We start from the raw sequence: 25,502 nt of genomic DNA on the forward strand, positions 1-25,502 counted from the left end.
ATATTAAAATGATATTAATCAAACAAAAACATTTATAATAATAGTATATCTTACAGAAAAAGAATGTAATTTGTAGAATTAAAGCTGGTTAATCAAATTAAAAATTTAAAGAAATTATAGGGAGGTTATAATCTTATGGAAAACGTTATTACAGGTCTAAGTAAAGGTGCAGAGTGGTTTATTGGTTTATTTCAAAAGGGAGGAGAACAATTTGTAGGTCTTATTTCAGGCACTCTTCCAACATTAATTGTTTTAATGGTAGCTATTAACTCATTGATTAAAATAGTTGGTGAAGAAAGAGTAAATAAATGGGCTTCTAAACTTGGAAGAAATGCTTTTACAAGATATACTTTACTTCCATTAGTGTCAGTATTTTTCTTAGGAAATCCTATGTGTTATACATTTGGTAGATTTCTAAAAGAGGAACATAAAGCAGGATTTTATGATGCAGCTGTTTCATTTGTACATCCAATTACAGGACTTTTCCCACATGCAAATGCAGGAGAACTTTTTGTATGGCTAGGTATTTCAGCAGGTTTAACTACATTAGGTAAGGAAACAACTACATTAGCATTATGGTATTTTATAGTTGGTCTAATTGTGATTTTTATAAGAGGTGTAGTAACAGAAAAAATGTATGCATTTTTAACAAGAAAAAATAAAGTAACAGATAAGGCTTAGGAGGGATTTAAAATGGATGAAAATAGAATATTAAAAATAGAAAAGGGAACTTCTGGTTGGGGAGGACCTTTGTACATAAAAAAAGAAGCAACTAGAAATAAAATATTGTCAATGACTGCTGGTGGTATTCATGAAGTGACATTAAAAATAAAAGAATTATTGGATTGTGAGGTTATAGATGGATTTAAAACTGGAATTCCTGATGAAGAGGTGGCAGTAGTTATTATTGATTGTGGGGGAACAGCAAGATGTGGGGTTTATCCAAAGAAGAAAATACCTACAATTAATGTAAATCCAGTTGGAAAAACAGGCCCTTTAGCAAAATTTATAACTGAAGAATACTATGTATCAGATGTTAATACTAATTGCATAAGTATTGTAGATGGGGAAGAAACACCAAAAAAATCTCAAGAAAATAAAAATGAAAGCCAAAGTTCTATTAGAAAGCCTGATAATTACAATGAAGTAAAATCAAAAGCTCAAGAAGAATATGCGAAGAAAAACATAATACTTTCTATTGGACAAGGAGCAGGACAGGTAGTATCAAAGTTTTATGATGCAGGGAGAGATACTATCCAAATGATAATGAACAACGTAATACCATTTATGGCATTTGTAAGTATGCTTATGGGAATTATATTGGCATCTGGGTTAGGTGATTGGATTGCAAAGGTAATATCACCACTTGCAGGAAACATTGGTGGCTTGTTAGTTATATCAATAATTTGTACACTTCCATTTTTATCACCTATATTAGGCCCTGGAGCAGTTATAGCACAGGTAGTAGGTACTCTTGTAGGAACACAAATTGGTCTTGGTGCAATACCAGCATATTTAGCACTTCCTGCTTTATTTGCAATAAATGGGCAAGCTGGTTGTGACTTTGTCCCAGTAGGATTGAGTTTAGGAGAAGCAGAACCAGAAACCGTGGAATATGGTGTACCAGCATTATTTTACTCTCGTTTAATAACTGGGCCAATATCTGTCATTATTGCGTATGGAGTCGCAGTATTTGCATTGAGATAGTATTTAATATTACTATAAAATTTAAACTTGATTAATAAAATTGTAAATACAAACTTAAGCTAGTCAAAATTTTAGTTAATGAAAGACTAGCTTTTGTATTATTAATTAGGAGTGATTATTGATTTAGATTAATACTAAATTTTCCTCTAGCAAAGTGAAATTTTATGTATTAATTTGGTTTCAAGTTTGTACTAGAATGAAATCAAGGAGGAGATACAAAATGAATGTAACTGAGAAAATTCCTTCTATTGACCGCAAAATATTTAAGATATTGATTATGTGTAGTAAAAAAGAGTTTGTAAGTATTAATTCAATAGCAGACGAATTGAATGTTACAACTAGAAGTGTAAGAACATATATAAAGCAATTGAATAAAGATTTAGGAAGTGACATAGCAATAATAAAATATATAAAAGGTCAAGGCTATAAATTAGAGATAAAAGATAAGCGAATACTCAATAAGATTATTGATGTGAATAAAAAAAGTGTATTTTCATTAAATTCAAAGGAAGATAGGGCAGAGTTTATACTAAATTATTTGATAGAACTAGATGGATTTATTACACTGGATAGTCTAGCAGATGAGATGTGTATAGGAAGAACTACCTTGGTAAATGACTTTCAATATGTAGAAAAGGTATTAAATTCTTATAATTTGAATTTAGTAAAAAAGCAAAATACAGGAATGAAATTACATGGCAGTGAACTTGATATTAGGTTACTTATATTAAATCAGTTGTATAAAGACTCAAGAAAAGATTTAAATAATTCTAAGTACTTTAAATGTATTAAAAAAGAAGAAATTGTAAATTTAGAAGAAGAATTATTGACTTTATTTAAAAATAATAATTTTTATGTTACAGATGAAATGCTCAGAGAAATTTTTAATTATATAGTAGTTTTGATGTATAGAGTAAAAGAACAGAAGATAATAAAAGAGTACGATGTAAAATTTGATTTACTTAAGTCATATGATGAGTATCTTATTGCTAGGGGAATAAAGAATATTTTATCAGAAAAATTTGAACATATTTTAAATGATGAAGAAATTATTTATTTAACTATACCATTAGTAAGTGGAAATGCACCAGCATCAGAATGTGCTTTAAATAGTAGTAGAATTAATAAAAATATTGATGATTTAATGGAAAGCATATTTAATCAGATATATGTTGATATGGGTATTTTTATAAATGAGGATGAATTAAGGGTAGGACTTGGATATCATCTTAGTTTTACACTAAATAGGCTATTATTTAATATAAAATTAAAAAATGTCTTGTTAGAAGAAATCAAACAAAACTATATACTTCCATTTAAGCTGGCACAAATAGCAGGAAAAGTAATAGAGAAAAAATATAATCTAGAAGTCTCAGAGGATGAAATTGGTTATATAGCAATTCATTTCAGTGGATATTTAGAAAGAAATAGTAGTAGATTTTATTCAATTAAGAAAATAGCAATTATATGTGGGACAGGTCTTGGAACAGCAAAACTATTAAAAATAAGAGTTGAAAAGTTGATAGGAAATAATCCTAAAATTGATACTCTTTCAAGTTTTAACTTGAGAAATATTAATTTAGATGAATACGATATAGTTTTTACAACTATTGATTTAGATACATCAAATATAAATACAATAGTATTAAAAATCAATACAATATTTGATGAAAATAAATTGAGGGAAGAATTAAAAACAGTATTATGCCTAAGAGAAGGCAACATAGATACTACTGATTCTCCAAATTTACTAATAAATAATTTATTAAATGAAAATAACTTTATGATATTAAATGAAAAAACGATACTTGCTTCCTTAGAGAAAATGATGGACAATCTTGTGGATTTAGGATGTATTGATGATAATTTTAGAAAAAATATAATCAAAAGAGAAGAAAAATCTCCTACAGTTTTTGATAAAGGTTTGTTATTTCCTCATGCTGTAAATGAAAAGTCAGATAAATTTTTAATGGCAGTTGGGATTTTAGAAGAGCCAATAGTTTATGCAAATAGAAGTATAAAAATAATACTTATGACGATGTTTCCATGTGAGGACAAGGTGGATTCAGATTTATTGGTAAAGATTTATGAAGAAGTTTTAAAAATAGGACAAAATGTAAAATTAACAAATAAGATAAGTAAATGTAGAAGCTTTGTAGAATTTAAAAAAGTGTTGATTGAGAATATTATATAGGGTTTGTATAGGATTTAAAAAACAAATTAATTTATGAAAGGTGTGTAAATATGAAACTACTTATAATTTTATTTGTTGTTTATGTTTTAAATACTTTATTTGTAATGAAACAAAATAAACTATATTTCAAAGCTTTAAATAAAGCTAAAAAAATGGGCGATATAGTGTCTACAGGAAAAAAGAAAAGTTATTTTTCTAAAGGAAGTATAGCTATTATATCTTCAGATTCAGAGGGATTTATAAAGTGTGGAGAAATTTTAAAAGGTCGCACAGTAATGGCTAAGTTTAAAGAGATTGAAGATATAAAAGGATTAGATATATATAGTGCAGAGCAAAAATTTAAAGATGAAGAAAGTATTGTACAAGCTATAAAATTTATAAAAGAAAAAATAAATATTTCTTTTAATTAATCTAATATAAATTATCAGGAGGGATATCATGAAATATGAAGTTAAGATAAGTGGGATAGGCAGTTTAGTTGAAGAATTAATAAATGAAAGCAACTGTCTTATTATATACAATGAAACTATTAATGATGAAGATTTGAAAGATATATCTGTAATTCATTCAATATCAACATTAAAAAGTGATGTTGAAATAGGGGATACACTTACAATAGGAAATCGAGATTATTGTATAGTTTCAGTTGGTGATATTGCTCAAAATACTCTTAGAGAAATTGGTCACTGTACAATTAAATTTGATGGAGAAGATAAAGTAAATTTACCTGGAGAAATACATGTAGAAATTGGAAAACCAGATATAAAGATTGGAGATTTAATAACTATTTATTAATTTGAAAAAATAAAATTATTATAACAGGAGGAATTGATATGTTAGATTTAAACAGAAAACTTGCAAAGTTAGAAGAAGAAGGTAAAAAAATAAAAGTAGCTCTTATAGGTGCTGGTCATATGGGTAATGGAATGGTAAGTCAAATGGCAAATATGAAAGGAATGGAAGCATCTATTGTTGTAGATATAAATCTAGAATTAGCTCGTAAAGCATTTACTGATGCAGGTATAGAAGAAGAAATTATAGATAATGTAACAAATGAAACAGAGGCAGAAGTAAAATTACAAGAAGGAAAAGTATTAACATGTAATGACTTTCTTGTAGCTTGTAAAACAAAGTCAATAGATGTAGTTATAGATGCAACAGGAGGTATTGCAATTGGTGCAGAAATAGCACTAAATGCTATTTTAAATAAAAAACACATAGTAATGTTAAACGCTGAAACTGATTGTGTTGTTGGGCCAATACTTAAAAAATTAGCAGATGACGCAGGAGTAATATTTACAGGTTCTGCAGGAGATGAACCAGGGGCAGTAATGGGTCTATTTGATTTTGCAGATGCAATGGGATTTAAAGTTAGAGTAGTAGGTAAAGGTAAAAACAATAAATTAGATTTAGACTGTAATCCTGATACTGTTAAAGAAGAAGCAGAAAGAAAAGGAGCTTCACCTCATATGATAGCTTCTTTTAAAGAAGGTACTAAAACAATGGTAGAAATGGCTTTAATGTGTAATGCAACTGGATTTGTACCTGATGTAAGAGGTGGACATGGTATTGAAGCTACAGTTAATGAAGTACCTAAGAAATATGCATTAAAGAGCGAGGGTGGAGTATTAGATAATTATGGTGTAGTTGATTTTGTAAATGGTATAGCACCTGGTGTTTTCGTTGTAGTTGCTCATAAATTAAAAGCAGTTAATGATGAATTAAAATACTTAAGTATGGGTGATGGACCTAATTACATATTATATAGACCATATCATTTATGCAGTTTAGAAACTCCTTTATCAGCAGCAATGGCAGTTTTAGAGCATAAGGCTACAATAGTGCCTAAAGCTGGATTAGTTGCAGAAGTTATGACTATAGCTAAGAAAGACTTGAAAAAAGGTGAGTATATGGATGGATATGGTGCATATACATGCTATGGTACTATAGAAAAATATGATGTTGCAAAAGAAATGAATGCTGTGCCTATTGGTTTAATTAGTAAAAAGACTAAGGTTATTAAAGATATTAAAAAGGGTGAAGTTATAACATATGATATGGTAGAGATAGAAAAAGATACTACTTTATATCATTTAAGACAATTACAAGAAAAAATATTTGGATAAAATTTATTGCAGAATAATATAATATAGATGATGTTATTTAAAAGAGGGTTGATGGTTATTTTGAAATCAGCCCTTTTAAATTTTTTTATATTTTTTGAGAGGGTGTTTTACTAAATCTTATTTTATAGTTTGTTTACAGTTGCAAATCTTACTAGTAGGTTTAATTTAAATTAATTCTGCAATTTTATATTCATATTTAAGACAATATAATTAAAAATTTTAATATAAAATGAATTAAATTAGCCAATTATGTATTATAATATTAACTGTAATACTAATATAGTTCTATTAATTAAAGAAATATCCCCCATTAATATATAATAAATATCTTTAAGCAAAAGAACTTAGTAAAAAATATATCGTATTCAGTAAAAAATCTGTTTACAGAATGGTATATATAGTTATATAATATACTATATAAGATACGAAAAGATAAAAAGTATAGCACAATGAAAGAAGGTGATTATTATTCAGCTTAATGAAAGACAACTAAAAATAATAGATATAGTTAAGGAAAATGAACCAATAACGAGTGAAAGTATTGCCTCCAGCTTGAATGTGACTCGTGCTACACTTAGATCTGATTTAGCTATATTAACAATGACAGGAATACTAGATGCAAGACCAAAAGTTGGATATTTTTATTCAGGAGTTAGTGAAATTAATCTAATTGGTAAAAGTATAAAAGAAAAAACAGTAGAAGATATAATGAGCATGCCTGTACTAGCTAAGAAAGATGAAAGTATATATGATGTAATAGTCACTATGTTTTTATCTGATGTAGGGAGTATAGTTATTATAGATGAAAATGAAGAATTATGTGGAGTTGTCTCTAGAAAGGACTTATTAAAAGCAACTATAGGAGGTTCTGATATAAATAAGATGCCAATAGGTATGATAATGACAAGAACCCCAAACGTAGTTACTTTGAATAAGGGAGCGAGTGTTTTATTGGCTTCAAAAAAAATAATAGAACATGAAGTAGATTCGATTCCAATTGTTGAATATAAAGAAGAAGACAAAAATCATATGAAGGTTGTTGGGAGAATATCAAAAACCAACATAACTAAGCTATTTTTAGAAATAGTTGACAATTAAGGAGGTATGCTGGTGAAAAACCTAATTATATATGCAGTATCAGACTCAGTAGGGGAGACTGCACAACAAGTTGCAAAAGCATGTATGTCACAATTTTATGTAAATGAAACTTATGAAATAAAAAGATTTCCATATATGATTAATAAGGGAGTATTACTTGAAACGTTAGAAAATGCAAAAGCTGAAAACGCTTTGATTGTATATACATTAGTTGATGAAGAATTATGCAGTATTGTTGAAAGATATTGCGAAAGAGAAGGTCTTAGTTGTATAGACTTGATGACTGATATATTAAGAGAAATAAGTAAAAGAACTGGAAGAAAACCTAAAAGAGAAGCTGGTATAATCAGAAAATTAGATGAATCTTACTTTAAGAGAGTTGAGGCTATAGAATTTGCAGTAAAATATGATGATGGAAAGGACCCTAGAGGAGTTCTTCAAGCAGACATAATTTTAGTGGGAATATCAAGAACATCTAAAACCCCTTTAAGTATGTATTTAGCTAATAAAAATATAAAAGTAGCTAATGTACCATTAGTTCCAGAAATACCAATTCCTAAAGAAGTATTTGAAATAGAAACTAAGAAGATAATAGGTCTTACTAATTCACCTGAAAAGTTGAATGAAATAAGAACTCAAAGATTAAAAGCTTTAGGGCTATCTAGTAAAGCTAATTATGCTAACTTAGAAAGAATACTTCAAGAGTTAGACTATTCAGAAGAAATAATGAAGAAAATTGGATGCCCAGTAATAAATGTTTCAAATAAAGCAATTGAAGAAACTGCAGGTATAATTTTAGACATAATGAAAGAAAATGGTCTAAAAATATATAAAGAAATAGAAATTTAATAAAATGTCTAATAATAAAAATGATATAAATTAAAATAAAAAAGATTAATGGGGGATTTAACAATGGAAACTAAGTATGTTTATAGTTTTGGTGAAGGAAGCAAAGACATGAAATCTTTACTAGGAGGTAAAGGTGCCAATTTAGCAGAAATGACTAAGATAGGTTTACCTGTCCCTCCTGGGTTCACTATAACAACAGAGGCATGTAATGACTACTATGTTAATAATGAAAGTATAAGAGCAGAAATAATAAAAGAAATAGAAGCACATTTAGCTACTTTAGAAAAAGATTTAAACAAAACATTAGGATGTAATAAGAACCCACTATTAGTATCAGTTCGTTCTGGTGCAGTATTCTCTATGCCAGGAATGATGGATACAATACTTAACTTAGGTCTTAATGACAATAGTGTCATTGGTCTAGCAGAAGCTACACAAAATGAACGATTTGCATATGATAGTTACAGAAGATTCATACAAATGTTTTCTGATGTTGCTATGGAAGTGCCAAAATACAAATTTGAAAATGTACTAGATAGAGTAAAAGAGGCAAAAGGATACACAGTTGATACAGAACTTACAACTGATGACTTAAAAGAAATAGTAAAAGAATTTAAGGCAATATACAAAAAAGAGATAAAAAGTGATTTTCCACAAGACCCAAAAGAGCAATTAATGCTTGCTATAGAGGCAGTGTTTAGATCATGGAATAATCCTCGTGCAATCGTATACCGTAGATTGAATGATATAGCTCATAATTTAGGAACAGCAGTAAATATTCAATCAATGGTATTTGGTAATATGGGAGAAACTAGTGGTACAGGTGTTGCATTTACTAGAAATCCAGCTACAGGAGAAAATAAATTGTTTGGTGAATTCTTAATGAATGCTCAAGGTGAAGATGTTGTTGCAGGTATAAGAACTCCTCAAAATATATCAACTCTTGCTGAAGTAATGCCAGCTGTATTTGATGAATTCGTAAAAATTACTCATATACTTGAAGGTCACTATAAAGATATGCAAGATATAGAGTTTACTATAGAAAATGAAAGATTATATATATTACAAACTAGAAATGGTAAAAGAACAGCAGCAGCAGCAATAAATGTAGTAGTTGATTTAGTTGAAGCTGGAATAATAGATGAAAAAGAAGCTATAATGAGAATTGAGCCTAATCAATTAGACCAGTTATTACATCCAAAATTTGAAGATAAAGCTTTAAAAGAAGCTAAAGTTATAGCAAAAGGTTTACCAGCATCACCAGGTGCAGCAAGTGGTAGAGTTTACTTCAATGCTGATGATGTAGTAAAAGCAAATGAAAAGGGAGAAAAAGTAGTTTTAGTTAGACTAGAAACATCTCCAGAAGATATAGAAGGTATGGTTAAGGCTGAAGGAATTCTTACAGCTAGAGGTGGAATGACATCACATGCAGCAGTTGTTGCTAGAGGTATGGGTAAATGTTGTGTTGCTGGATGTGGAGAAATAAAAGTTGATGAGTTTAACAAAGAAGTAAGAGCTCTTGATGATATGGTTATAAAAGAAGGAGAGTACATTTCTATAGATGGTTCTACAGGAAATGTTTACTTAGGAGATGTTAAGAAAACAGAAGTTTCTTTAACTGGAAACTTTGAAAAACTAATGCAATGGGTAGATAAGCATAAATGTATGATGGTTAGAACTAACGCAGATAATCCTAGAGATGCTCGTGCAGCTATAGAATTTGGTGCTGAAGGTATAGGTTTATGTAGAACTGAGCATATGTTCTTTGATGAAGACAGATTACCAGCAGTTAGAGAAATGATATTATCTAATACAGTAGAGCAAAGAGAAAAAGCTCTTGAAAAAATATTACCAATGCAAAGAGAAGATTTTGTAGAGTTATTCAAAGTTATGGATGGGAAGCCAGTTAACATAAGATTACTAGACCCACCACTACATGAATTCTTACCTCATGATGATGAAACTATAGAAGAACTTTCAAAATCTATGGGAATAAAAGTAAGTGATATTAAGAAGAGAATAGTTGACTTAGATGAATTTAACCCAATGCTTGGACACAGAGGATGTAGACTTGCAATAACTTATCCTGAAATATGTGTAATGCAATCTAAGGCAATAATACAAGGTGCTATAGAAGCAATAAGAGCAGGTGTTAAAGTATCTCCAGAAATAATGGTTCCATTAGTTGGAGAAGTAAATGAGTTAAAGATAATAAGAAAAATGATAGTGGAAACTGTTGATGCTATAATAAAAGAAGAAGGAGTAGAAGTTCCTTATACTGTAGGTACTATGATAGAAATACCTAGAGCTTGTTTAACAGCTGATGAAATAGCACAAGAAGCAGACTTCTTCAGTTTTGGTACTAACGACTTAACTCAAATGGCATTTGGATATTCAAGAGATGATGCTGGTAAATTCTTAGGTCAATATGTAGATGAAGAAATATTAGAAAAAGACCCATTCCAAGTACTAGACCAAAATGGTGTTGGTAAGTTAGTTAAGATGGGAGCTAAATTAGGTAGAGAAGTTAAGCCAGAATTAAAACTAGGAATATGTGGAGAGCATGGTGGAGAACCATCTTCAGTGGAGTTCTGTTATAGTGTAGGACTTAACTATGTATCTTGTTCACCATTTAGAGTGCCAATTGCTAGACTTGCAGCAGCTCAAGCATCTATAAAAAACCCTAGATAATAATATATTATAAACATATATAATTAAACTAAAATATTATATCTCCTATACATCAATGTATCAAATAGAGTATTTGTAAATTGAGTATAGGGGATTTTTATTTTATATTATTATAAAAAATCTAATTTATATTATAGTAGGTGAAACGTTATTTAATTATGTTGCATATATTATTGTAAGAGAGAAATTTCAACTAATAATTAAATTGAGTTTACTGGAGGGGATAAAGTTGACAAAGTGTCCTAAATGTGGAAAAGAAGTATCATCACGTCCAGGTAGTATATGCCCACGATGTGGATTTAAAGTAGTAGAAGAGAGTCTTAAAATGAGATGCCCAGAACCTAGCTGTAGAGCATTAGTATCTAGGAAGTTAGATTATTGTCCTAAATGTGGATGTAAGCTGAAAGGATATAATATTTCAGAATTTGTTAACATGGTCAGATGTAAAATAGATGAAACATTTGATAAAAATTAATTAAATTCAGCTTTAGACTTTACTTTGTGGTGAAGGATATATGTGTTCTTAGAATCAATGATATTTTAGTAAATAGAAAAAGAGTTGAACTAATAATAAGCCAACTCTTTTTCTATTTTATTGAGCAAATTTATTTTAGTAAATAAATGTTTCTATATAACAGTATTACTTTTTACTTCCATCACTAAGTATCCATGGCTTTTCTATACCATTTTTTAATGAATTGTAGTTTACAATAAGTGTATCATAGCTATTTTTGGCATCTTCATTGCTTACTACTTGTTTTTTATAGTCAGTTAGAGTAATCAATCCTAAATCATATCTTAGCTTAGTATTTTTTAATTGTTTTTCCGATAATTCGAGCTGTTTTTTAGTTGTTCCAATTGTATCTTCTAAAGCAAGTAATTGTGCATAGCTATCAATCAAGCCTTTTTTTAGAGCTTTTTTACTATCCTCTAGTGTAACTAAGCCATTTTCAGTATTATACTTTTGTTGAAGATAATTTGCATATGTAGTAAGTCCAGCAGCATAAGTCTGTCTTTCAAGATTGTATGCTTCAACTTCTTTTTCATATTGAGCATAATCTTTTTCATACTTATTCTTAAGAACTTCATATTCAGCATCAGTTAAACTACCTTGTTCTGGTCTTGTAGGAGCAACTGGTCTTGTAAGGTTAGGTCTATCTGGTAAATCTGCCTTATTTTCATCATCATCATTAAAACTTTCTTCTGTACGTTCTAAAATCAATTGGTCATACTTTAAGTATTCATTAACCTTACCTTCCATGTATGAATCAACTGAACCACCCACTCTAAAAGACTCAAAACGGTATTCTTTATCTAATTGATAGTTATCTAAATTTATATTAGTCAACAACTTAAAATAATCTTGATTGTTTTTTAGTTCTTGAAGTTTAGCTTTTTGATTATTTTGCAATGTCTGAAGTTCAAGCTCAGCTGACTCAGTTTCTAATGATGTCACTAGACCTAAATCCTTTTTTAGTTTCATATCTTTAATTTCTTTAGTTTTTATCTCAAGATTATTTTTTATCTTATCTAACTCATTTTCTCTTGAGACTAAGTCATTGTACTTATTAGTAATATCATTAGCTATTTGATCTTCCATAAAATATTTGGCCTGTTCGCTTTGATTTTTAAGAAGTCCAATTTGGTCATATGGAAATGAGTTATCACTTCCAGTAAAACTATCAAATTCATCCTGTACTTCTAGTTTTTCTTTTAACATTTTTATTTCTTCTGATTTCATCTTTAATTTTTCGCTATTTTTAAGTGCAGCACTGACAGCTTCTCTAGCAGTTAAAAGTTCTTTTTCAGCTGTTCTTTTAGCCGAGTCACTTAAGGTAGCATTATCAACTTTATTTATAGAAGAAGTATTATCATTTGCATAGGCTGGCATTAAATTAGCTGTTATTATACCAACACCACATCCAATTGCAATTATTTTACTAACTTTTTTATTCAATACAATCGCCCTCCATTTATATTTAAATTTTAGCTTTTAATTTTGGTTTTTTGAATATTTTTCCTTTTACATCTCCTATTTTATCTGTTATTTTACCAAATATTTTAGGCATCTTATCTGAAAACTTATTTTCCCACTTATCAAATATTAAATATATAGTAGGGATAAGTACTAGGGTTATTAGTGTAGATACAGTAAGACCACCCATTATAACTACGGCTAGTGGTTGCATTGTTTCTCCACCTTCACCAAGAGATAATGCTGTTGGTAACATACCTAAGATTGTCGTTGCAGTTGTCATTAAAACGGGTCTTAGTCTTGCAGCACAACCAATTGAAACCAATCCAATTAAATCATTGCTACGATTTGCTTTTCTAAGTTGCTCTATGTAGTCAATAAGAACTATACCATTGTTAACAACGATACCAATAAGTAAGATTATACCTAACATACCTACAGTACTTAAACTTTGACCAGTTACCAAAAGAGAAAGTACAACTCCAACGAATGCAAATGGAACACAGAACATTATTATAAATGGTTTACTAAATGATTCAAATTGGGCTACCATTACCATATAAACAAGTGCTATGGCTATAACCATTGAGAATCCAAGACTGGCCATAGATTCATTCATCATTTCTGTTTCTCCACCAACACCAATAGAGTAGTCTTTAGGGATTAGCATCTTGTTAGTTTTTTCTAATGCTAATTTTGTAGCAGTACCAGCATCTAAATTATCAAGTGTTGCAGTTATATTTACAGAAAAATCACCATCAGTTCTTGATATAGACTGTAAACCATCTACCATTTTTATGTTTGAGAAAGCTCCAAGAGGTACTTCATTTCCAGTTGCAGAATTTACTTTTAACTGTTTTATATCCTCTAGATTATCAATACTATCTGCTTTAAACTTTAGATTTACATCTACTTTATAGTCATCAATAGTGGCAGTAGTGACTGAATCACCATTTATTGCAGTACGTAATAATCCTGCAATTTCTGCTGTATTTACACCGTATTCTTGAGCCCTATGTTTGTCTATTGTAAATTGAGCTTCTTGTGTTGTATCTGCAAGAGAAGTCTCTACATTTCTAAATCCTTTTATAGAACTGAATTCTTTTTCAACTTCTTTTCCTAATATCTTTAATACATCCAAATCAGGGCCCTTCATCTCTAATGTGAAGTCTGCTCCTGAAGTTCCGCCCATAACACTACTATTTTGACTTACATTTATTTTACAATCTGGAACAGTAGCAACTCTATCAATTATTTCTTTTTCTATTTCATCAGTAGTTCTCTTTCTATTTTTTTGAGATTCCAATTCAATTGCTATATTTGCACCATTATTATTTGAGTCTGATGTCAAACTTGTTATTAATGTCTTGACTTCTGGAATATCTGAAACTTTTTTCTCTGTCATAGACACATAATAATCATTAGCCTCTAAGCTAAGACCCTTTGGAAGTTCTATAGAAATAGCCAATTCTCCTTTATCTGCTGCAGGCATAAAGTCCATACCTATAAAGCTCATTCCAAATAGAGAAGCTACAAATATAAGTAAACTTGATATTACTACTAATTTCTGATGTCTTAAACATACACTTAGTAATCTTTTATATCCTTCACTTACCTTATCAAATATAGGGCTATCTTTTTCCTTCATTTTTTCACTACTTTTACCTCTACTTAGTTTTGCAAATACACTAGGAACAAGAGTAATTGCGCCTATAAAAGAGAAGGCTAGGGAAGCTATAAGTGTTTTACCTAAAGCCCCAAATGTTATTTTGGCTATACCTTCTGTAAACATAATAGGTAAGAAGATAGCTATAGTGGTCAATGTTGATGCTAATATTGCATTGGTAACAGTTCTTGTACCTTCAATAGCACAATCATCAATACTCAAACGGCCACTTTTCCTGTATTTAAATATGTTTTCAATTACAACTGTAGCATTATCAACAACCATACCAACTGAAATTACCAATGAACTTGCAGTGATAAGGTTTAAACTTTCACCTGTAAAATAGAGAACAGCTATTGCTCCTATTATAGAAATTGGTATTGCAACTGCAACAACTAATGAAGCCCTTACGCTTTTTAAGAAAGCAAAGATTACTATAAACGCAATAACTGCACTTATAAGTAAATTGCTCATTACACTGTTTATTGATTCGCTTATGTAAGCACTTGTATCATTGGCAATTTTAATTTTAAATTGTGGGTTTTCTTTATTCAATTCATCTACATATTTATATGCGTCTTGCATAACTTTTACAGTATTTGCATCTTGTTGCTTAGAAATATCTATTACTAAACTGCTTTTTCCATTGTATCTATAAATACTATCTTTGTCTGCAAATCCATAATCTACACTACAAAGAGTATCTAAGTTAACTGTGTTTCCTCCTTTTACAGGAATTTGAATCTGTTTTATATCATCCAAAGATTCTAATTTATCAATTGATCTTAAGACTATCTTATCTTCACCTTGAGTAATTGAACCATAAGGGAATGTTTTATTACTAGATGATAAAATACCTTTTATAGTTGACAAACTAACTCCATAATTTGAAAGAACTGATGGGTCAGCTATTACATTAACTTGAGCTTTTTCTCCACCTTTAATGTCTGCTGATGTAGTACCATCTATAGATTCTATTTTAGGCTGAATTACATCTTCAGCGTATTTTCTTAGTGCTTGTGCATTATTGTTTCCACCAGATATAACAAGCTGACCTATAGCTTGTGCATTCATATCTAATTTTAGTACTGTTGGCTTAGCTGCATCATCTGGCAAGCTAGTTTGTAATGCATCTACTTTAGACCTAACATCGTTCATTATTTCATCCAAGTTGGTTCCAAATTCAAATTGAGCTACGACCATAGAAACACTTTCTTGTGAACTTGATATAGTAGAGTTTACATTTGAAACAGCTGATAAACTTTCATCAACTTTTTGGCTAACTTGTTCATCAACGTCCTGAGGACCTGCACCTGTCCAAGTAGTCATAACCATTACAACAGGTATTTCTATATCAGGCATTAGATTTATTGACATTTTTTTATATCCAATACCACCAAAAACTATTAAAACTAAGAAGACCATTATGATTGTGAGAGGACGCTTAACGGAAGTATGTGTTAAATTCATAATACTATTTCTCCTTTTCTACAGGAAATATCTTAGTTCCATCAGAAATAAGACTTATCCCTCCAATAACCACTGTATCTTTTTCACTTACACCACTTTTGATTGCTATTTTATCCTCTGTTACAATTCCAGTTTGAACTAATGTTTTCTTTGCTATGTTATCCTTAGTTGCTATGTATACATATTTTTTTCCATTTTCTTCAAATATTGCTTTTTTAGGTACTGTAACAGCTCCATTTTCTTTTTCAACACTTAAGTTTACTTGTGCAGACATTCCTGCCTTAAATTTGTTGTTAGTATTAGTAACAAGTATTTTAACAGGATATAAAGATGTCTGAGGGTCAACTACTGAGGGAACATAATCTATCTTTCCTAAAACTCTTTGATCTTCAATGACAACATCTACATTGCCATCTTTTTTAAATTTAGCTATATCTGCTTCTGCTACATTTAAGTCTACTTCTAATATATTAGGATTAGAAATAACAAAAGCTGGTTGTGATTGTGTTATCATCTCTTTTGAGTCAAAGTTTTTGGCTGTGATTGTTCCATCTACTGGAGCTTTTAATGTCAACTTATCTAAGTTACTCATTGCTAAATTATATGATACTTGAGCTTGGTCAAGTTGTTTTTTAGCAAGTGATTTAGCTTGAGGTATACTTTTTGAAGTTGCTGTATTGTATGCCCTTTGTGCAGAATCTAGTTGTTGTTTTGATTGCTCTAAAGCAACTTCTATTTTTTTAAATTGGTCTAAACTAATTACTTCCTGCTCGTAAAGAACCTTATTATTGTCATAATTTCTTTGGGATTCATCATATTGAAGTTTTGCGCTATCAAGAGCTGTTTTTGCTTGATTTACTTGAGCTTCTAATGCACCTCCAGTGGCACTTGCATAACTTGCTTTTGCTAAATCCAGTGATGCTTTAGACTGTTTTACACTGTTTTCTAGATCTTCACTGGTTATACTCAATAAATCATCACCTTTTCTTACATTTTGCCCAAGTTTTACATAAACTTCTTGAACTGTGCCAGCAGTTTGAGCAGTAACTGATGTCTCATCTTTAACTTTTGTAGTTCCTGAGAAAGCATTTGTATTTTCTATTTCTCCACCTACTGCCTTTTGAACAGAGACTGCTATAGGTTTTTCTGGTTCAGGTTCATCTGTTTTTCCACATCCAACTAAGAACAGTGAACTACACATTAAAAAAACTACTAAATATCTTTTCATATATCCTCCTATTATATTTTACACTAGCTTGTTGTAGAATTTAAAGTGTCTTATAATTTAAGTTTAGTTTTAGGCTAATTAAAAAACTTCCCTTTTTTGGCATTTTATAATTCTCTAATTTGATTATAAATTTATAATTATTATGAGTCAATAACTTTTTCTTGTTTTAAATTTATTAATAGTTTATAATTTATAATATATATAATAGAGAATGAATATTTTATTACAGTATTTATTGAAGGGATGTTACAAATATGGATAACGATAATATACTTAAAATAGCGGACTCTTTTTTAGACTTTTTATTTGTACTTCAAAATAATATATTCAAAGAAAACGATTTGTTAAAAAAATTTCAAAACAACTCAGATATGATGAAAGAGTATTTTGGAGAATGTCCAATGGCTCCATCACATGCAAAGGTAATTCTTTATCTTATGACATCAAACTCATCATCAATTTCTCAAATAGCTTCTAATTTAGGAATATTAAAATCAAATATGACACCAATTATTGATAGATTGGTAGAGCATGATTTAGTAAATAAATTTCCTGACCCAAAAGACAGAAGAGTTCTTAGAGTTGAATTGACAGATAAAGCATTTGAATTATTTGATATTGTACAATCTATTCTTAAAGAGTCTATAGTAAAAAAACTATCAAATCTTTCTGATGAAGAGCTAACTTTATTAGATGAACATACACTTAAACTATCAGAAATAGTAAAAAAATTAGTTTAAATGTACATAGGAGAAGCTATCATTATAAAGTTGAATTTTTACACAAAGCAGAAATAGCAGTAGTATAATATATCTAATATTATACTACTGCTATTTCTGCTTTTATGAATATTATTTAATTCTCAAATTCTATTTTCCAGTTGAAGTAGCCAGTATCTGGATTTTTATTGTATTTTAATGTAGCATCAAATTTATTTCCATTTTTAGAAGTTAAAGATTTTACCTTGGTCTCACCTTTTTTTAAAATATTTTTGACCATAGTTTTATTAACTTTCTTTTTGTAGAGACTTAAGTATTTGTCATTTTTCCAAATAACGAACTTACACTCTTTATGATTTTTACAAGCAAATCCTTTATCAAACTCAAGGACATCACCTTGACAAATAGGACATTTACCAAGAGAAGTATTTTCTTTTTTAATATCTGTATCCTTTGATACAGCAATTTCCTTTTCAGAATCAGTCAAACTTTTTTTTGAGCTATTTTTTGAATCTTTTGCTTTTACCTTAGTAAATTTTTTAGTTTTTGAATCAAAAGTATAAGCCTCTGTATTTATATTTTTTGAAGCATCCTGCTTTATGATATTAACATTTTGATATATAAAACTAATAATATGAGTAAGATATTCTTTTCTGGTGTATTTGCCTTTTTGAATATCACTTAAACTTTTTTCAAGTTTACCAGTGTAGTCCACATCAAATAAGTCCTTAACAGGAAAAATTTCAACTAAATTTTTTCCAAGGTCTGTTATAAAGTAAGATTTGCCTTTTTTCTTTACATAGCCAACCTGACTTATTTTTTTTAGTACATCGGCACGTGTGGCTGATGTTCCTATTGAATATCCTGAAAGTACAGTTGTATCTTCTTCAGGTACATTTTTACCACAATTTTTCATAGCTTTTAAAAGTGTATCTTCAGTATATGATTTAGGGGGTGTTGTTTGTTTAGTTAATGGCTTTATCTCTAAGACATCAACAATATCATCTTTGTTTACAAATGGAAGTAAATCGTTTTTTTCTTCCTTATTATATACTTCAAGGTATCCCTTTGATTTAAGTACTTTTCCTTTTGTTAAAAAAGTGCAATCATCTACTTTAGTTTTAATTTCTGTGTTCTCATATTCAGCAGGAGGCATAAAATTTGCTACAAATCTATCTTTTATAGCATCATAAACCAATTGCTCATCTTTAGATAAATTTTTGGGTATTATATAAGTAGGAATTATAGCACTATGCGAATCTACCTTAGATGAATCAAAGACCCTTTTTGTTTTAGAAAATTTAATTTTATTTTCATATTCAAGACCAACTTTTAATTTTTCTAAGGTTTGAGAAGCCTTTGAAGCTAAACTTTCTTCTAAAAAAATAGAATCGGTTCTTGGATAAGTTATATACCCACCTTTACCATTACCTTCATAAAGAGATTGACAGACATTTAAAACTTTATCAGAGGTAAAATTAGAGTACTTAGAAGTTATATATCCTTGAAGTGATGTTAAACTAAAAAGTTTTGGTGCATACTCTTTTGACATAGTAATTTTTTTATCTAGTATTTTGCCAGTTTGAGATGTAATTGAAGCTATGATTTTATTTGCATCTTCAAGTGTATCAAATTTACTTTCTTTACCTTTAATATATTTACCTTTATATTCACCATTTTCAGCTTTAAAATGACCCTCTACCTCATAATAAGTTTTGGGAACAAAATTCAGTATTTCCATATCCCTATCATAGACTAATTTGACTGTTGGAAGAATTACTCTACCTATATTTAATAATTTTCCATTTCCATATTTTAATGTAGCAACAGAAGTGAAGTTTATTCCAATTAGCCAATCAGTAATAAGTCTTGTATATCCAGCAGCTTGAAGATTTCTCATTTCATCTTCATCTTTTAAGTTTTTTATACCCCTTGTAATGTCTTCTGGAGTCCATTCATTTACCAAGATTCTTTTTACTGGTTTTTTATTTTTTGCAAGTAAAAATATTAAAAATGCTATAAGTTCTCCCTCTCTGTCATTATCAGTGGCATTTATTACATATTCCACATCTTTTCTGTTTAAAAGTTTTTTTACAGTATTGAATTGTTTAGTTTTAGAACTATCAATTTTGAATTTAAACTTATTTTCAGGCACAAATGGAAAATTATTCATTTTCCAAGAGCCAGAATACTTATCTTTATCATAATCTTTCATATCATATAATGATACTAAGTGTCCAACTGCATAAGTAATTATATAATCATTTCCTTCAAAGTAACCATCTTGTCTAGTCTTTGCACCTAAAAATGATGCTATAGTTTTTGCAACGGATGGCTTCTCAGCAAGTACAAGTTTCATAAAAAATCCTCCTTTAAAACACTAATAATTATATTACCACAAAAAAATAAAAAACTTCAAGAGGCTGAAATTTAAGTTATAATATTTATAGGAAATTGAAAGGAGATATAAAATGTACAATTTAAAAGTAAAAAAATTAAATGACGACGCTATAATACCTAATTTTGCTCACAAAGGTGATGCGGGTATGGATTTGTATTCTATAGAGGAGGTTGTAATACCTTCTGGAGAGACTAAACTTATTAAAACTGGAATATGTATAGAACTTCCTGCTATGACAGAAGCACAAGTGAGACCTAGAAGTGGACTTGCTTTAAAACATTCAATTACTGTGTTAAATACACCAGGAACTATTGATGAAGGATATAGAGGAGAGCTTAAAATCATATTAATAAATCATGGAAAAAATGATTTTAAAGTTGAAAAACATATGAAGATTGCTCAAATGGTAGTAAAACCTATATACGAGATTAATATAGAAGAAGTTAAAGAATTAAGTGATTCTGAAAGAGGAAAAGGTGGATTTGGTTCAACAGGATTCTAAAAAGTTACAAAAAAGTTAAAAAATATAAAATTGTTTAATAAAATATAGATTGGCTATATAACTGAGTTTCAAGCTCTTTGTGATTAAAAAATATTTATGGTAATTTATGGTATAGAATTATTACTATAGACAAATAGTTACAAATTTGTAATAATATTAATATAAAAGAAATAATTGATATTTAAAAATAGTGTCAGTTATTTCTTTTATGTTAGAAATAAAAAATAAATCTACTAGAAAAGAGGAGATGAGTGGAAAGTTATGAATTTTAATCAAAAGAGAGTAGCAGCCAGTATAATGGCCACCGCGATAATAATGCCTACAATGGGGAATTTAGCATATGCTAATGAGTCTGAAATAGAAAGTTCAACTGTAGAAAGTAGAACAATAACAGGGAATGCAGTAAATTTTAGAAAAGGACCAGGTACAAATAATGCATCTATAGGAAAGTTCTACAAAGGTGATAAAGTTGAGTACATAGGAAAAGATGGTTCTTGGGTAAAAGTTAAATATAATGGGAATACAGGTTATGTACATGAAAACTATGTATCAATAAATAGCCTAGGAAATAGTAATGAAAGTAATGATGCTTCAGTAAAATCAACAAAAGTTGTTACAGCAAAGGGATTAAATTTTAGAACAGGTCCAAGTACAGGAAGTTCTAAAATATCTACTTTGGGATATGGTACTGAAGTTGGATACATATCTGAGTCAAATGGATGGTCAAAAATAAGTTCTAATGGTAGAGTAGGTTATGTTTCAAGTAAATATTTAGGAACTAACTTAAGTGATTCTGCAAATGGAAATTCTGGAAACAGTTCAAGTGATCTTGTAAAGGATACAAAAGTTGTAACAGCAAAATCATTAAACCTTAGAACAGGACCAGGAACAGAACACTCTAAAGTGGCTACATTAAGTTATGGTACTGAAGTCGGAAGTATCTCAGAAGATGGAGGATGGACAAAAGTAAATCATGATGACCAAACAGGATATGTATCAAGTCAATATCTTGCAGAAAAAGGTTCTGTTGATACTTCAAGTCCATCTGATTCAACTAATTCTCCAAGTCAGGGAGCTGATAGTGTAATAAGCTTTGCAAAGACACTACTTGGAAAACCATATGTATGGGGAGCAGAAGGTCCAAATAGTTTTGACTGTTCTGGATTCACACAATATGTTATGAAAAAATCTGCTGGAGTTAGTATACCAAGAGTATCTAGAGACCAAAGTAAGTATGGAGCATATGTAAATAGAGGAGACCTTAGAAGCGGAGATTTAATATTCTTTGATACAGAAGGCTCAAATAATGGTTCTGTAAGTCATGTTGGAATATATATGGGAAATGGAGAGATGATACACGCATCTTCAGGTTCATCAAAAAAGGTAACAATATCTAATATAAATAGTAGTTACTATTCAAGTAGATATGTAAATGCAAGAAGAGTTTTATAATCATTTAGATTTAATTATAAAATTTTACAAATAGATATTTCTTTATTGCTTACAAAATAAAAGCAGGTAAGATGTCAATAGTATTGTAGATTACTATCTATATTACTGTTGATTTAGTACCTGCTTTTTATTGTTTATTTATTCTATTTGCGTATAGAAAATGGACAGTTCTTTATAGTTTTTTATATCTTTAAGCGGATTTAAGCGAAAAGAGTAAGTTAGTAAATTAGTAAATGGTTGTAGTTTTACATATAAAGAAGAATTTTAGAATATTTTTTGAGATTCTTCTAAGTCATAAGCATCCATTAAAGCTTCACCAAATCTTTGATAGTGAATTATTTCTCTTTGGCCTAAGAATTTTAGTACATTTATAACATCAACATCATCTGTTAAGTTTATAAGTTGATAATATGTTGCAAGTGCTTTTTGTTCAGCAGCCATATCTTCATGTAAATCAGTTACAGGATTTGACATAACCGCGATAGGTCTTACATCAAATGGAACTCCATTTGAATCTGTTGGATAAATTCCATATCCATTTTGTGCATAGTTTGAGCCAAGACCAGCAGCTTTTAATTCTTCTGGAGTTACATCAGAAGTTAACTGATAAACCATAGTACATATAAGCTCAACGTGAGCTAGTTCTTCTGTACCAATATCTGTTAAAAGTGCACGCATATTACCAGTAGGCATTGTATATCTTTGACTTAAATATCTCAAAGATGCAGCAAGTTCTCCATTTGGTCCGCCAAACTGAGTTATAAGAAACTTAGCCATTCTTGGGTCACAAGTTTTTATATTAACTGGGTGTTGTAAAGTTTTTTGATATATCCACATGAATTTTCAATCCTCCAATACTTGATGTCTAATAATTAAATTCTCTGTCCCAAGGCCAAGGTTGCTCAGCCCATTGCCAAGGGCATCTACTTGGAGCATACCCAAAGCTAGTTAAAGGACCATATTTATTTTCGTAAGCATATCTAGCCTGTGCAAATTGGTTACACAATGAATTGTAAGTGTTGATAGCATTTTTATCATCAGGATGAGTGTCTAAATATAAGTTCATATCAACACATGCAAAAGATGTTTCCTGAATTTTTCTCATAAGTTCAGCTCTAGATGAATCTTTCATTATCTTCTACCTCCTCTTAATTTTTTTGGCTTAGCATATAATTCTTTGTTGTACATTTCAGATTCTAATAAATTTAGTTCTGGAAATATAGTTCCAAATTTTAATGCATCAGAAAGGCAGTACATTTCTGTGAAAATTTGATTATTAATATATGGTCTAGCCAAAGATGAACCACAATTTTTTTTAATGTCTCTAGTTTTATTTTCCAAGATGAAAACCTCCTTGTTGTAAATAGATAGGTAAGTCTATCTAGTGTATAATATTCATCCATTTAAAAATCGTTACTCATAATAAAATATTAAATGAGAAAAATAAAAAAGATAATAAAAGAAAGGCATTATTTATGTTATTATAAGTTTATGTGTTATTGTAAACTATAAAGTATTTATTAAAATTAAAGTAAAAATTATAGTATTTTATAGAAGTAGGTAGACTTTTTTGTAAAATATTATTAACATAAATATACGAGGTGATTAAATGAGTGAGCTATCAGGAAAAGGCTGTGAAATTATAGTTCCTTTTGAGGAAAGACTTTCACTAAGGGATATAGAAAAAAGTATTATAAAAAAATATAGAAAACATTTATGGTCTAAGTTTATAAAGGCAATAAGAGATTATAAATTAGTTGAAGAAGGGGATAAAATAGCTGTAGCAATATCTGGAGGAAAAGATAGTATTCTTATGGCTAAAATGTTTCAAGAATTAAAAAGGCATGGACAAGTTAATTTTGATGTTGAATTTATTGCTATGGACCCTGGATACCATGCGAATATAAGGCAATTACTTGTAGATAATTGTGAGTATTTAAATATACCAATACATTTATTCGATTCAAGAATATTTGAAATAGCTGATGAAATTGCAAAAGATTATCCATGTTATATGTGTGCAAGAATGAGAAGGGGAGCACTATATTCAAAAGCAGAAGAATTAGGGTGTAATAAACTTGCATTAGGTCATCACTATGATGATGTAATAGAAACAACGATGCTTAATTTGTTATGTGCAGGAAATTTTAAAACTATGCTTCCTAAGCTTAATTCTACTAATTTTGAAGGAATAAAAATCATAAGACCACTTTATTATATAAGAGAAGAACATATTATAAGATTTATCCAAAATAGTGGTATATGGCCTTTAAATTGTGCATGTATGGTTGCTGCTAAAAAAACTGGAAATAAAAGATATGAGATAAAAGATTTAATAAAAAGTTTAGAGCCAAATTTTAAAAATGTAGAAAAATCCATATTTAAAGCAGCAGAAAATGTAAATCTTGATTCAATACTAGGGTGGCAAAAAGATGGGGAGAAACATTCTTTCTTAGAAAATTATGAATAAAAGTAATTAAAGGAATCACTATAAACAATTGGAAAGGGTGTTTATATTGAAGAGAGTATATATAGATTTTGAGATGAATATGCCAAATTCTAAATCAAAGAGAGATATATTAAATTCAGATATAATTGCAATTGGAGCAGTTATGTATGATGAAAAGACAAAAAATATTGATAAGTTTAAATCTTTAATAAAGCCAGTAAGTAATGCCCAGTTGTATCCTCATATACAAGAGTTGACTCATATATCTTCAGAAGCATTAAAGTATGCACCAAGCTATGAAGAGGTCATGAGAAAGTTTAAAAAGTGGTTAGGCATATTTTCTGAGATTGAAGGAATATATACTTTTGGTAATTTAGATTTAACATGTTTCAATAACACTGATATGAGAAGTTCTAAAAAAAACAATCATCCAAGGTTCGTAAACAACATTCGAGAGTTATTTGTGGATATAAAAGAGAAATATATAGAGTGTGGTATAAAATGTATGAACTATATATCACTAAAAAATTTACTTGAATTTGCTAATTTAGAGTTTAGTGGAGATGCACATGACCCATTGAATGATGCATATAATTTATTTATTTTAGATGAGGCAATTACAAATAATGTAGATATACAAAATATTTTAATAATGCTAGATATAATAAGACCACCGTTTAATAACATAAATCCAGATTTAAATGATTGTTTTGATAAATTTAAAGAATCACTTTATAAAAAAGAAGGAAATTATGATATTGTAGATTTTTCTATTGAGATAATAAAAACTGTGAGAATGTACTTATTGACAATTATAAATATAAATATACAAAACATAGAAGTTATAAAAGATATAGATAAAAAATTGGATACTATAGATAAATTGAAGAATATAGAAGATGGTTATTTTTATTTATTAGAAGATGTGTATTTTGATATAAAAGATTTATTAGAAGATTTAATGCTTTATAGAGT

Annotated in this window: 22 protein-coding genes; 15 read left to right on the top strand and 7 right to left on the bottom strand. The window is 29.3% G+C overall.

The window, feature by feature from the left end:
- The first annotated feature begins 135 nt into the window (after positions 1–135).
- The 10 genes from KGF52_RS12870 to KGF52_RS12915 all read left to right on the top strand — a co-directional run bounded on the left by KGF52_RS12870 (position 136) and on the right by KGF52_RS12915 (position 11,140).
- On the top strand, positions 136–681 hold the full coding sequence (locus KGF52_RS12870) for a PTS glucitol/sorbitol transporter subunit IIC (protein ID WP_227840460.1): 546 nt from the start codon (positions 136–138) through the stop codon (positions 679–681).
- Positions 682–693: 12 nt separating this feature from the next.
- Positions 694–1,707: a PTS glucitol/sorbitol transporter subunit IIB gene (locus KGF52_RS12875; protein ID WP_227828238.1), complete on the top strand. Its 1,014-nt coding sequence runs from the start codon at positions 694–696 to the stop codon at positions 1,705–1,707.
- Between the two features lie 220 nt (positions 1,708–1,927).
- Entirely contained in the window at positions 1,928–3,901 is a 1,974-nt protein-coding gene (locus KGF52_RS12880) for a BglG family transcription antiterminator (protein ID WP_227840461.1), read from the top strand.
- Between the two features lie 50 nt (positions 3,902–3,951).
- Positions 3,952–4,311: a transcriptional regulator GutM gene (locus tag KGF52_RS12885; RefSeq protein WP_227828240.1), complete on the top strand. Its 360-nt coding sequence runs from the start codon at positions 3,952–3,954 to the stop codon at positions 4,309–4,311.
- Positions 4,312–4,339: 28 nt separating this feature from the next.
- Positions 4,340–4,696, top strand: coding sequence for a PTS glucitol/sorbitol transporter subunit IIA (locus KGF52_RS12890; protein WP_227828241.1), 357 nt, complete (start codon positions 4,340–4,342; stop codon positions 4,694–4,696).
- Positions 4,697–4,734: 38 nt separating this feature from the next.
- Positions 4,735–6,027, top strand: a complete 1,293-nt coding sequence (locus KGF52_RS12895) for an NAD(P)-dependent oxidoreductase (RefSeq protein WP_227840462.1) — start codon at positions 4,735–4,737, stop codon at positions 6,025–6,027.
- A gap of 459 nt (positions 6,028–6,486) precedes the next feature.
- Positions 6,487–7,125, top strand: coding sequence for a helix-turn-helix transcriptional regulator (locus KGF52_RS12900; protein ID WP_227828242.1), 639 nt, complete (start codon positions 6,487–6,489; stop codon positions 7,123–7,125).
- A 6-nt stretch (positions 7,126–7,131) separates the two neighbouring features.
- The gene (locus KGF52_RS12905) at positions 7,132–7,974 is read left to right on the top strand and encodes a pyruvate, water dikinase regulatory protein (protein ID WP_227432627.1); all 843 of its coding nucleotides are present in this window, start codon (positions 7,132–7,134) and stop codon (positions 7,972–7,974) included.
- Between the two features lie 63 nt (positions 7,975–8,037).
- The gene (gene ppdK / locus KGF52_RS12910) at positions 8,038–10,665 is read left to right on the top strand and encodes a pyruvate, phosphate dikinase (RefSeq protein WP_227840463.1); all 2,628 of its coding nucleotides are present in this window, start codon (positions 8,038–8,040) and stop codon (positions 10,663–10,665) included.
- 229 nt (positions 10,666–10,894) lie between these two features.
- Positions 10,895–11,140 carry a hypothetical protein gene (locus tag KGF52_RS12915; RefSeq protein ID WP_227840464.1) on the top strand — a complete coding sequence of 82 codons (246 nt, stop codon included), beginning with the start codon at positions 10,895–10,897 and terminating at the stop codon, positions 11,138–11,140.
- 165 nt (positions 11,141–11,305) lie between these two features.
- Here KGF52_RS12915 and KGF52_RS12920 read toward each other — a convergent pair whose 3' ends face one another.
- Genes KGF52_RS12920 through KGF52_RS12930 form a run of 3 tightly spaced genes read right to left on the bottom strand, consistent with a single transcriptional unit; the run spans position 11,306 to position 17,004 of the window.
- Positions 11,306–12,622: a TolC family protein gene (locus tag KGF52_RS12920; RefSeq protein WP_227840465.1), complete on the bottom strand. Its 1,317-nt coding sequence runs from the start codon at positions 12,620–12,622 to the stop codon at positions 11,306–11,308.
- A 22-nt stretch (positions 12,623–12,644) separates the two neighbouring features.
- Positions 12,645–15,776, bottom strand: coding sequence for an efflux RND transporter permease subunit (locus tag KGF52_RS12925; protein WP_227840466.1), 3,132 nt, complete (start codon positions 15,774–15,776; stop codon positions 12,645–12,647).
- Between the two features lie 4 nt (positions 15,777–15,780).
- Positions 15,781–17,004, bottom strand: coding sequence for an efflux RND transporter periplasmic adaptor subunit (locus tag KGF52_RS12930; protein ID WP_227828246.1), 1,224 nt, complete (start codon positions 17,002–17,004; stop codon positions 15,781–15,783).
- 254 nt (positions 17,005–17,258) lie between these two features.
- Here KGF52_RS12930 and KGF52_RS12935 point away from each other — a divergent pair, with 254 nt between their 5' ends.
- Positions 17,259–17,744 carry a MarR family winged helix-turn-helix transcriptional regulator gene (locus KGF52_RS12935; RefSeq protein ID WP_227828247.1) on the top strand — a complete coding sequence of 162 codons (486 nt, stop codon included), beginning with the start codon at positions 17,259–17,261 and terminating at the stop codon, positions 17,742–17,744.
- Positions 17,745–17,859: 115 nt separating this feature from the next.
- On the opposite strand, the gene KGF52_RS12940 is transcribed toward KGF52_RS12935, so the two are convergent.
- Entirely contained in the window at positions 17,860–20,082 is a 2,223-nt protein-coding gene (locus tag KGF52_RS12940) for a type IA DNA topoisomerase (RefSeq protein WP_227840467.1), read from the bottom strand.
- Positions 20,083–20,194: 112 nt separating this feature from the next.
- On the opposite strand from KGF52_RS12940, the gene dut reads away from it, so the two are divergent.
- Complete coding sequence (gene dut, locus KGF52_RS12945) at positions 20,195–20,626, top strand: dUTP diphosphatase (RefSeq protein WP_227828249.1); 432 nt, start codon at positions 20,195–20,197, stop codon at positions 20,624–20,626.
- A gap of 261 nt (positions 20,627–20,887) precedes the next feature.
- Positions 20,888–22,078 (top strand): C40 family peptidase, encoded by a 1,191-nt coding sequence (locus KGF52_RS12950; protein WP_227840468.1) that lies wholly within the window; start codon positions 20,888–20,890, stop codon positions 22,076–22,078.
- 264 nt (positions 22,079–22,342) lie between these two features.
- Here the strand turns inward: KGF52_RS12950 and KGF52_RS12955 are convergent, their stop codons facing one another.
- From KGF52_RS12955 to KGF52_RS12965, 3 genes are read right to left on the bottom strand one after another with little or no spacing between them, the layout of a single operon-like run.
- Positions 22,343–22,915 (bottom strand): manganese catalase family protein, encoded by a 573-nt coding sequence (locus KGF52_RS12955; protein ID WP_227828251.1) that lies wholly within the window; start codon positions 22,913–22,915, stop codon positions 22,343–22,345.
- Positions 22,916–22,943: 28 nt separating this feature from the next.
- Positions 22,944–23,210: a spore coat protein CotJB gene (locus tag KGF52_RS12960; protein ID WP_227840469.1), complete on the bottom strand. Its 267-nt coding sequence runs from the start codon at positions 23,208–23,210 to the stop codon at positions 22,944–22,946.
- Positions 23,210–23,419: a spore coat associated protein CotJA gene (locus KGF52_RS12965; RefSeq protein ID WP_227432638.1), complete on the bottom strand. Its 210-nt coding sequence runs from the start codon at positions 23,417–23,419 to the stop codon at positions 23,210–23,212. Before KGF52_RS12965 ends, KGF52_RS12960 begins: the two co-directional genes overlap by 1 nt.
- A 268-nt stretch (positions 23,420–23,687) precedes the next feature.
- Between KGF52_RS12965 and KGF52_RS12970 the strand changes: the two genes are divergently transcribed.
- Together KGF52_RS12970 and KGF52_RS12975 are read left to right on the top strand one after the other, a co-directional pair.
- The gene (locus KGF52_RS12970) at positions 23,688–24,548 is read left to right on the top strand and encodes a tRNA 2-thiocytidine biosynthesis TtcA family protein (protein WP_227828253.1); all 861 of its coding nucleotides are present in this window, start codon (positions 23,688–23,690) and stop codon (positions 24,546–24,548) included.
- Between the two features lie 46 nt (positions 24,549–24,594).
- Positions 24,595–25,502: 3'-5' exonuclease (locus KGF52_RS12975; protein ID WP_255646317.1), on the top strand; the 908-nt coding region annotated here is incomplete at its 3' end.

The sequence above is a fragment of the Clostridioides sp. ZZV15-6597 genome (genome assembly GCF_020657815.1).
Lineage (GTDB): Bacteria > Bacillota > Clostridia > Peptostreptococcales > Peptostreptococcaceae > Clostridioides.

What these genes read in the sequence shown, in the direction of transcription:
- ppdK (WP_227840463.1), top strand. Translation starts at nt 8,038, where the DNA reads ATGGAAACTAAGTATGTTTATAGTTTTGGTGAAGGAAGCAAAGACATG.
- KGF52_RS12880 (WP_227840461.1), top strand. Translation starts at nt 1,928, where the DNA reads ATGAATGTAACTGAGAAAATTCCTTCTATTGACCGCAAAATATTTAAG.
- KGF52_RS12905 (WP_227432627.1), top strand. Translation starts at nt 7,132, where the DNA reads ATGCTGGTGAAAAACCTAATTATATATGCAGTATCAGACTCAGTAGGG.
- KGF52_RS12885 (WP_227828240.1), top strand. Translation starts at nt 3,952, where the DNA reads ATGAAACTACTTATAATTTTATTTGTTGTTTATGTTTTAAATACTTTA.
- KGF52_RS12955 (WP_227828251.1), bottom strand. Translation starts at nt 22,915, where the DNA reads ATGTGGATATATCAAAAAACTTTACAACACCCAGTTAATATAAAAACT.
- KGF52_RS12950 (WP_227840468.1), top strand. Translation starts at nt 20,888, where the DNA reads ATGAATTTTAATCAAAAGAGAGTAGCAGCCAGTATAATGGCCACCGCG.
- KGF52_RS12895 (WP_227840462.1), top strand. Translation starts at nt 4,735, where the DNA reads ATGTTAGATTTAAACAGAAAACTTGCAAAGTTAGAAGAAGAAGGTAAA.
- KGF52_RS12930 (WP_227828246.1), bottom strand. Translation starts at nt 17,004, where the DNA reads ATGAAAAGATATTTAGTAGTTTTTTTAATGTGTAGTTCACTGTTCTTA.
- KGF52_RS12875 (WP_227828238.1), top strand. Translation starts at nt 694, where the DNA reads ATGGATGAAAATAGAATATTAAAAATAGAAAAGGGAACTTCTGGTTGG.
- KGF52_RS12870 (WP_227840460.1), top strand. Translation starts at nt 136, where the DNA reads ATGGAAAACGTTATTACAGGTCTAAGTAAAGGTGCAGAGTGGTTTATT.
- dut (WP_227828249.1), top strand. Translation starts at nt 20,195, where the DNA reads ATGTACAATTTAAAAGTAAAAAAATTAAATGACGACGCTATAATACCT.
- KGF52_RS12935 (WP_227828247.1), top strand. Translation starts at nt 17,259, where the DNA reads ATGGATAACGATAATATACTTAAAATAGCGGACTCTTTTTTAGACTTT.
- KGF52_RS12940 (WP_227840467.1), bottom strand. Translation starts at nt 20,082, where the DNA reads ATGAAACTTGTACTTGCTGAGAAGCCATCCGTTGCAAAAACTATAGCA.
- KGF52_RS12970 (WP_227828253.1), top strand. Translation starts at nt 23,688, where the DNA reads ATGAGTGAGCTATCAGGAAAAGGCTGTGAAATTATAGTTCCTTTTGAG.
- KGF52_RS12960 (WP_227840469.1), bottom strand. Translation starts at nt 23,210, where the DNA reads ATGAAAGATTCATCTAGAGCTGAACTTATGAGAAAAATTCAGGAAACA.
- KGF52_RS12890 (WP_227828241.1), top strand. Translation starts at nt 4,340, where the DNA reads ATGAAATATGAAGTTAAGATAAGTGGGATAGGCAGTTTAGTTGAAGAA.
- KGF52_RS12925 (WP_227840466.1), bottom strand. Translation starts at nt 15,776, where the DNA reads ATGAATTTAACACATACTTCCGTTAAGCGTCCTCTCACAATCATAATG.